Annotated in this window: 6 protein-coding genes; 3 read left to right on the forward strand and 3 right to left on the reverse strand. The window is 69.6% G+C overall.

Annotated elements, in window-relative coordinates; genetic code table 11:
• The first annotated feature begins 775 nt into the window (after positions 1–775).
• Positions 776–1225 carry an ATP-binding protein gene (locus D471_RS0116885; protein WP_017599714.1) on the forward strand — a complete coding sequence of 150 codons (450 nt, stop codon included), beginning with the start codon at positions 776–778 and terminating at the stop codon, positions 1223–1225.
• Positions 1226–1300: 75 nt separating this feature from the next.
• On the opposite strand, the gene D471_RS40870 is transcribed toward D471_RS0116885, so the two are convergent.
• The 3 genes from D471_RS40870 to cmtR form a co-directional block, all read right to left on the reverse strand.
• Entirely contained in the window at positions 1301–1465 is a 165-nt protein-coding gene (locus D471_RS40870; RefSeq protein ID WP_017599715.1) for a hypothetical protein, read from the reverse strand.
• 176 nt (positions 1466–1641) lie between these two features.
• Complete coding sequence (locus D471_RS0116895; protein WP_017599716.1) at positions 1642–4899, reverse strand: efflux RND transporter permease subunit; 3258 nt, start codon at positions 4897–4899, stop codon at positions 1642–1644.
• 591 nt (positions 4900–5490) lie between these two features.
• Positions 5491–5823, reverse strand: a complete 333-nt coding sequence (gene cmtR / locus D471_RS0116900) for a Cd(II)/Pb(II)-sensing metalloregulatory transcriptional regulator CmtR (RefSeq protein WP_017599717.1) — start codon at positions 5821–5823, stop codon at positions 5491–5493.
• 121 nt (positions 5824–5944) lie between these two features.
• Between cmtR and D471_RS0116905 the strand changes: the two genes are divergently transcribed.
• Positions 5945–6862 carry a cation diffusion facilitator family transporter gene (locus tag D471_RS0116905; RefSeq protein WP_017599718.1) on the forward strand — a complete coding sequence of 306 codons (918 nt, stop codon included), beginning with the start codon at positions 5945–5947 and terminating at the stop codon, positions 6860–6862.
• Positions 6863–7046: 184 nt separating this feature from the next.
• Positions 7047–7723, forward strand: a 677-nt coding sequence (locus tag D471_RS0116910) for a potassium transporter TrkG (RefSeq protein ID WP_394296857.1), incomplete at its 3' end; no start/stop codon positions are given.

Below are 7723 nucleotides of genomic sequence, written 5' to 3' on the forward strand. Positions count from 1 at the left end.
AAGAGGGGGATGCTGCGCCGCAGGCGTCGCTTGAGGGTGCCCCGCCCCGCCGCGAAGCGGCTCCTCGGGCGGTGGAGGGTGACGGGTGGGCATGGGCCCCACCCTGTCGCTTCGGACATCCCGGGCACAAGACCGTGCGAAGCACCAAAATTCAGAAGACCTTCACAGAATCGTTACCTCGCCTCGTGAGCCCCACCAGTCACGAAACACCGCCGTAGCCCGCTCGAGATCCTCGTCACGACCTCACCAGTTCTCCTCTTTTTCCAGGTCAGCGAGGGATATTCTGTCCAGGCCAGGTCGACCGGGTTTCGGAGGAGGTACAGAGCGTATGCTAAGCGCGAATACGCCCTCCAGTGTCGTGGGGCACATCCCTTACCAAACATGACCAACCATGACGGGCCTTCCCTCGGCCCCACCCCCGTCCGGCGGGGAGCCCCGCGGCTCCTCCCGTTCCACACGCCGCCCCCCGCACACCGCGCGCCCCGTGGCACCAGACCACTTCCCTCCCTGACCCAGGGGGCACCGATCCGTGTGTCAGTACCGCGCCGTGACCCGCATCCGCGGGCATGGACGCCACGAGGGCCCGGCGCACCTTGCCCCGCCCGCCGCGCACACACGTCATCGGGAAGTGAAACCCACCATGTGTGACACCGCCGCAGCCCAGGGTCCCCTGGTCACCCAACACGCTCCCGCCCCTGGGACCGCCCCCTCATCGCCGGACCCGCTCTCGTCCCCGCGTTCCACGTCCCGTCCGTTTCAAGGTCCGACGAGATCCATGGAAGAGCCCACTCCACACAACACCGACACCGCCACGAGACCGGTCAGGCGCCGGTTCCCCGGCCTGCCGAGCCAGATCGCCTACGCGCGCCGGTTCGTGGCGCGCCACCTGGCGTCCTGTCCGGACCTGACCACGGTGACCCTCCTGACCAGTGAGCTCGCCACCAACGCCATCACCCACAGCGCGTCCGGCCGGGCGACGGGAAAGTTCGAGGTCTGCGTGCACCAGGCCCCCGGGTGGGCCCGGGTGGAGGTGCGTGACCTGGGCAACCTTGAGGAGTCGCCGCGTCCCCAGCACCGGGACCCCTACGACACCGAGGAACACGGTCGGGGGCTGGACCTGGTCGAGGCGCTCTCCAGCGCGTGGGGCACCGAGCCCCGCGGCGACGGGATGGGGCGCAGGGTCTGGTTCGAGCTGGTGTGGGAGCGCGACGGCGATCCGCTCTGAGAACCGTCGGTGACCGGAGTCTCCCGACGGCCTCGGCGGGACGCCGCNCCGCCGCGCCTGAACCGTGCGTCGCCGTCACTCCCCCGCCGTCACCGACTCGTCCGCGTCGCCGGTGTCGGCCGACGCGGGAAGCCGGAAGCGTTCGTACAGCTGTCGGGCGTAGTCCTTGGCTTCCTGGGACGGTTCCTCGCCCAGCTCGTCGCGGACCAGGTCATCAAGGCTCTTGTTCGATTCGTCCATGTGACGCAGACTGCCTGGAGTGCCCGGAGAGCACAAATCAACGCCCCGATAACCCCCTGAAACCGGCACGGTTCACGTCTCCCGCCGGGCACGGGAACGACGAAGGGGTGCCCCGCACCGAGTGCGGGACACCCCTCAACGGACGGATCGCGCCGATCCGGAAGGACCGGGAGCCGTCAGCGCCCGACGGGTTCTCCGGTGGGCTCGTCCGAACCGCTGGCGCCGTTCCGGCCGCCGGAGCCGTTCATCTCCGGTACGGACCGGCTGGGGGGGGCCCCNNCCCTACCGGCCGCGCGCTTGGCGCGCCGGCGCTCACGACGGGCCGCCCGCTTCCGTGCGCGGCGCTCCTTGCCCGCCTCCACCAGCTGGTAGAGCACGGGAACCAGGATCAGCGTGAGCAGGGTGGACGAGACCAGACCGCCGATCACCACGATCGCGACCGGGCCGGAGACGAACGCGCCGCCACCGGTGAGGCCGGTGGCCAGCGGAACCAACGCGGCGATGGTGCCCGCCGCGGTCATGAGGATCGGCCGCAGACGGTGCCGGGTGCCCTCGACGATCGCCTCGCCCAGCGGCATGCCGCCCGCACGGTTCTGGTTGATCAGGTCCATCAGCACGATGGCGTTGGTGATCACCACGCCGATCAGCATGAGCATGCCGATCATCGCGGCCGCGCCGAGCGGGGTGCCGGTCAACATGAGCAGACCCAGCGAACCGGTCGCCGCGAAGGGAACCGACACCAGTAGCAGGAGCGGCTGGATGAGGCTCTTGAACGTCGCCACCATGATCAGGTAGCAGATGACGATCGCCGCGAGCAGCGCCGTGAGCAGCTGCATGAGGCCCTCGGACTGGTCCTGGCTGACCCCGGCCAGCGTGGCGGCGGCGCCCGAGGGCAGGTCCAGCTCGTCCAGGGCCCGCGCGATCTCGGCGCTCACCGCGCCGAGGTCGGAGGCGGTCGGGCTGGCCGACACCGTGGCGCTGGTGACGCCGTCGATCCGGGTCAGTTCCGGGGGCTGCACGACCTCCTCCACGTCGGCGACGCGGTCCAGGCTCACCTCCTGCCCGGTGGGCGTGGTGAGCGTGAGGTCCTCCAGCTCCGCACGGCTCTCCGGGGCCTCGTCGATCAGCACGACCACGTCGCGGCGGACGTCGTCGACGGTCGCGGAGCCGACACCCTGGCCGTTGAAGGCGGCGGCGACCGCCTGGCCGACCATGGCCTCGTTCATCCCCAGTTCGGCGGCCTCCTCGCCGTCGACGCGCACCTCCAGGGCCGCCTGGGAGGCGGAGACCCCGTTGACCACGTCGTCGGCGCCGTCGATGTCGAGCAGGGCCTCCTCGACCATGTCAGCGGCCTCGGTCAGGGCCTCCTGATCCTCGGCCGTGACCCGGACCTCGATACCCGAGCCGCCCATCCCGCCCGAGGCGTCGAGCCTGGGCTCGTACTCGGTGTCGAGGGCGGCGAAATCCTCCCGCAGCACCTCGCGGTTGCGCAGCTGGTCGGACTCGGGGTCTGCGGTGACGGTGTAGCTGATCTGGTCGGTTCCGGCGGCCATCATCGGGTTGCCGTTGCCGCCGACGCTGACCTGGTAGTCGTCCACCCAGGCCATTCCGTCGAGCAACTCCTCGACCTTGGCGGCCTCGGCGTCGGCGGTCTCCAGGGAGGTGCCCGGCTCCAGGTCCTGCACCGCCATGTAGGTGTTCTGCTCGGCCTCGCCGAGCCAGTCGGTCTCCATCGTGAGGGCCATGGCCACGGTGCCGGCGAAGATCACGGTGGCGCCCGCCAGGACGATGGCGGTGGCGCTCTTCCGCTTGGTGGTGATCCACCGGATGATCGGGACGTAGATCCGCTGCAGTGGCGTGCGCAGCTCCGCCCGGGACTGTTCGCGCTCGATCTCCTCCTGAGTGGTGTCACCGACCTCCTTGGGCCGCATGAACCAGTAGCACAGGACGGGGGTGAGGGTCAGCGCGACCAGCAGCGAACCGCCCAGGGCGATCGAACTGGTCACGGCGAACGGCGTGAAGATCTCACCGGCCTGGTTGTCGACGAAGGCCATCGGCAGGAACACGGCGATGGTGGCGAACGAGGAGGAGGCCACGGCCGTGGCGACCTCGCGGACTCCGTCCTTGACCGCCGCAGCGCGCTCCTTGCCGTAGCCCATGTGGCGGCGGATGTTCTCCAACACCACGATCGAGTCGTCGACCACCCGGCCGATCGCGATGGTCAGGGCCGCCAGGGTGAGCATGTTCAGGGTGAACCCGAACGCCTGCATCCCCAGGAAGGTGACCAGGATGGACACCGGGATCGACACGGCGACCACGATCGTGGAGCGGATCGACAGCAGGAAGACCAGGATCACGACGACCGCGGCGACCAGACCCATCCAGCCCGCGTTGAACATGTCCGAGATCGACTCGTTGATGAAGGGGGCCTGGTCGAAGACCGGTGTGAGGTGGATGTCGTCCCCGAGCAGGTCGGCCTGCTCGTCCAGCACGGAGTTCACGCCCTCGGAGATGTCGACGGTGTTGCCGTCGGGCGTGGACAGGACCATGAGCATGACGGCCGGCTCGCCGTTCACGCGGGAGATCTCGGTGGACTCCCGCGGGACCAGCGCGACGTCGGCGACCTCGGAGAGCTGGACCGGCTCGGGTGCGGCGGACGCGGCACCCGGAACGGCCGCCGCGGTGCTCTGGGCGGGCCGGATCCACACGTCCTCGATCTGTTCGAGGTCGGTGTGCCGCTCACCGGTGGTGACGCTGAGCGTGCGGTCGTCCTCGTCGAGGGTGCCGCCGGCCATGAGCAGGCCGCTGCCCTCCAGTGCCTGGGTGAGGTCCCGCGCGGTGAGGCCGGCCGACTCCAGTTCGTCCGCGTCGGGGGTGATCTCGACTCGCTCCTCCTCGACACCCATGAGCACGGCCGAGCGCACACCGGAGACCGACTCGATCTCCGGGAGGAGGACGGTCTCCACGGTGGAGGCCATGTCCTTCTGGTCGAGTTCGTCACTGCTGACCGCGAGGACCTGGGCGGGCAGCATGTTGGTGTTCATGGACATCACGTTGGTGTCCACACCGTCGGGCAGGAAGCCGGAGACCTGGTCGATCGCGGCCTGGGTCTCGCGGACCAGCACGTCCTGTTCGTGCCCGTAGTCGAACTCGGCCTGGATCGTCACGGACCCGGTACTGCTGGTGGAGGTGACGGCCGTGATGCCCTCCACGCCCTGGACGGCCTGTTCCAGCGGTTCGGTGACCTGGCTCTCCACGACCTGGGGGGTGGCCCCCTCGTAGGAGGCGGTGACGGTCACCATCGGCAGCGAGAACTCGGGGAAGAGCTCGCGTTTGGCGCCCACCGCGGCGAGCACTCCGAAGAACATGACCGCGAGGGTGATGAGGAGGACGAGCGCCCTGTTGCCGAGGGAGATGTTCGACAGGCGGTTCACGTGTGCGTCCCTTCCGTTCCGCGGGCCGGTGTCCCCGCGAGGGATCGACCCGCGGCGCGGGTCGTTGTCGCCGATCTGGACATGAGGGGTTATCGCTCCTAGTTCGCTGCCGTGTGGTGGTGTGCCGTCCCGCGACGGGGGGCACGCACCAGCGCACGCGGACGGCGTCGTTCGGTCGGACCCGCCGTCGGGTGTCGCGGATGTCGTGGATGTCGCGGGGGTGGTGGTCTTCCGAGGTCGGGGCCCGGGTGTCGGGCGCCGCTTCCGTCGGGCGCACCACTCACCATACGTCGCGTTATATCGGGTCCTCAGCTCTGTCGGCCCGGTTCAGGGATCTCTCAGGGAGACGTCAGCCTTACGTCAGGGTCGGCACCTGACCAAAGTTGGGGACATCATCCGAAAGATCGGAGTGTCCGCGGCTGAGGTGGGCTTCGACGTGCTCCACGAGGACGTCTGAGCGTAACGGTCGGTTCACCGTCGATTTACGGGCCTCCGGAACGGGGGAGGCCAAGGAGGGGGTGTGTCGCGCACGCGTACGGAGCGTTCGACGCCGGGCCGTGGGGGCACCGACCCCGGACCACGGACGGCGACTCAGGCCACGGAGGAGCGATCGTCCGCGGGCAGGTGCGGCTGCGTCGTTCCCCACACGACACGCAGCAGGTCGTCCAGTGCGTGGGCGAGGGAGTCGTCGACGAGCTCGTAGCTGACCTGACGCCCGCGCGCCTGGGTCCGGACCAGACCGCAGTCCCGCAGGCAGGCCAGGTGGTTGGAGACGTTCTGGCGGGTGAGCCCCAGCTGGTCGGCGAGGCCCGCCGGGTAGTTGGGGCCGTCGAGGAGGGCCAGCAGCAGACGGCTGCGGGTGGGGTCGGACAGGGCGCGCCCCAGGCGGTGGATGGCGGACAGGCGCTGCTCGGAGGTCAACATGAAAATCATTGTACACAGGTTGCTGTATAGACAGCTTCGACTGTATAAACAGTGGTGACTGAATTGTTTGTCGATGTCGGAGCACGACCACCGACACCGCCGTCCACGAAAGGGGTCAGCGATGGGTGCCGGACACGGGCACGGACACGGCGCGATGACCGCCGGGGCCGCCAACAGCAAACGGTTGGCCCTGGCCCTGGGACTCATGCTCACCGTCGCCGTCGTCCAGGTGAGCGGCGCCGTGTTCAGCGGCAGCCTCGCCCTGCTCGCCGACGCCGGTCACACCGCCACCGACTCCTTCGGGGTGGGCTTGGCGCTGGCCGCCGTGTGGATCGCCACCCGACCCGCCACCAGCAAGCGGACCTTCGGCTTCCAGCGCGCCGAAATCCTCGCCGCGGCCGTCAACGCGCTCGCGCTGTTCGGCCTGTGCGGATTCATCGTCATCGAGGCGGTCGACCGGCTGCGCTCACCCGCCGAGGTGTCCGGCCCCGGCGTCGTGCTCGTGGCCGGTATCGGCCTGGTCGCCAACGTCGTGGCACTGTTCGTCCTGCGGTCGGGGGCGGAGGAGAGCCTCAACGTCCGCGGTGCCTACGTGGAGGTGTTGAGCGACGCCCTCGCCTCGGTCGGCGTCATCGTCGGGGGCGTCGTGCTGTGGCTCACCGGCTGGAGCCGGATCGACACGCTCATCTCCCTCGCCATCGCCGCCGTCATCGTCCCCCGGGCGTGGGCGCTGCTCAAGGAGGCCGTGCACATCCTGCTGGAGGCCACCCCCAGGGGCATGGACCTCGCCGAGGTCCGCGACCACCTCCTCGACCACCCCGCCGTCGTCGACGTGCACGACCTGCACGCGTGGACCATCACCTCCGGCGTACCCGTGATGTCGGCCCACGTGGTCGTGGACGAGGAACACCTCCGGGACAGCGGGCGGATGCTCGACGAACTCCACACCTGCCTGACCGGACACTTCGACGTCGAGCACTCGACCCTGCAACTGGAGCCGCCGGGCCACGCCGCCCACGAGGGCGCTCGACACGCCTGAGCACCACGGGTGTCCTGGGTTCGGTGACCCGTTCGGTCCTGCCCTGATGGCAGAATCGTTCGGGTCCGGACAAGGCGTACGTGGAAACTCGGGTGGAAACGGGATCATGGGGTGGGTTCCCGATGCGGCGCGCGTTCGCGCCGCGCAGACGGCCAGCGCCACGCGGCGGCGCGTCGCACGCCTCATGCACCGTCTTCCCCCGATCGCCCGGCGCTGGTCCGGCGCGCAGCCGACGTACCGGCCGCGCAGCGCGTGGGGGAAGCCCGCACGGGCCTTCCTCCTGATGTTCGTCGCGGCCGACCTCCTGGGCGCCGGGCTGCTGATGACCCCCGCCGCCTCGACCGACGGTGAGGGGCTGGACTTCGTCGAGGCGGTGTTCACCTCGACCACGTCCCTGGCCGTGTGCGGGCTCTCGGTCATCTCGATCGGGGACGACCTGTCGGTCTTCGGCCAACTGGTGGTCACCGCGCTGATCCAGGTCGGCGGGATCGGCATCATGACGCTGGCCTCCCTGCTCGGCTCGGCGCTCGTGCAGCGCTTCAGTCTGCGCATGCAGCTCAACGTGCAGGCGGAGAACCGGGCGCTGGCGGTCGGGGACGTCCGGGGGATCGTCAGCCGGGTGGCACTGGTCGGCCTCGTGATCGAGGCCGCGACGTTCGTGGTCATCATGCCGCGGATGTGGCTGGGCCACGGGATGGGTTTCGGGGAGGCGGCGTACTCGGCCTTCTTCCACTCGGTGTCGGCGTTCAACAACGCGGGGCTGTCGCTGTACGACGACAGCCTCACCCGGTTCACAGGAGATATCGTCATCCTCGGAGCCGTGGCCGTGGCCGTCATCCTCGGCGGTATCGGCTTCCCGGT

The organism is Nocardiopsis lucentensis DSM 44048 (assembly GCF_000341125.1).
Lineage (GTDB): Bacteria > Actinomycetota > Actinomycetes > Streptosporangiales > Streptosporangiaceae > Nocardiopsis > Nocardiopsis lucentensis.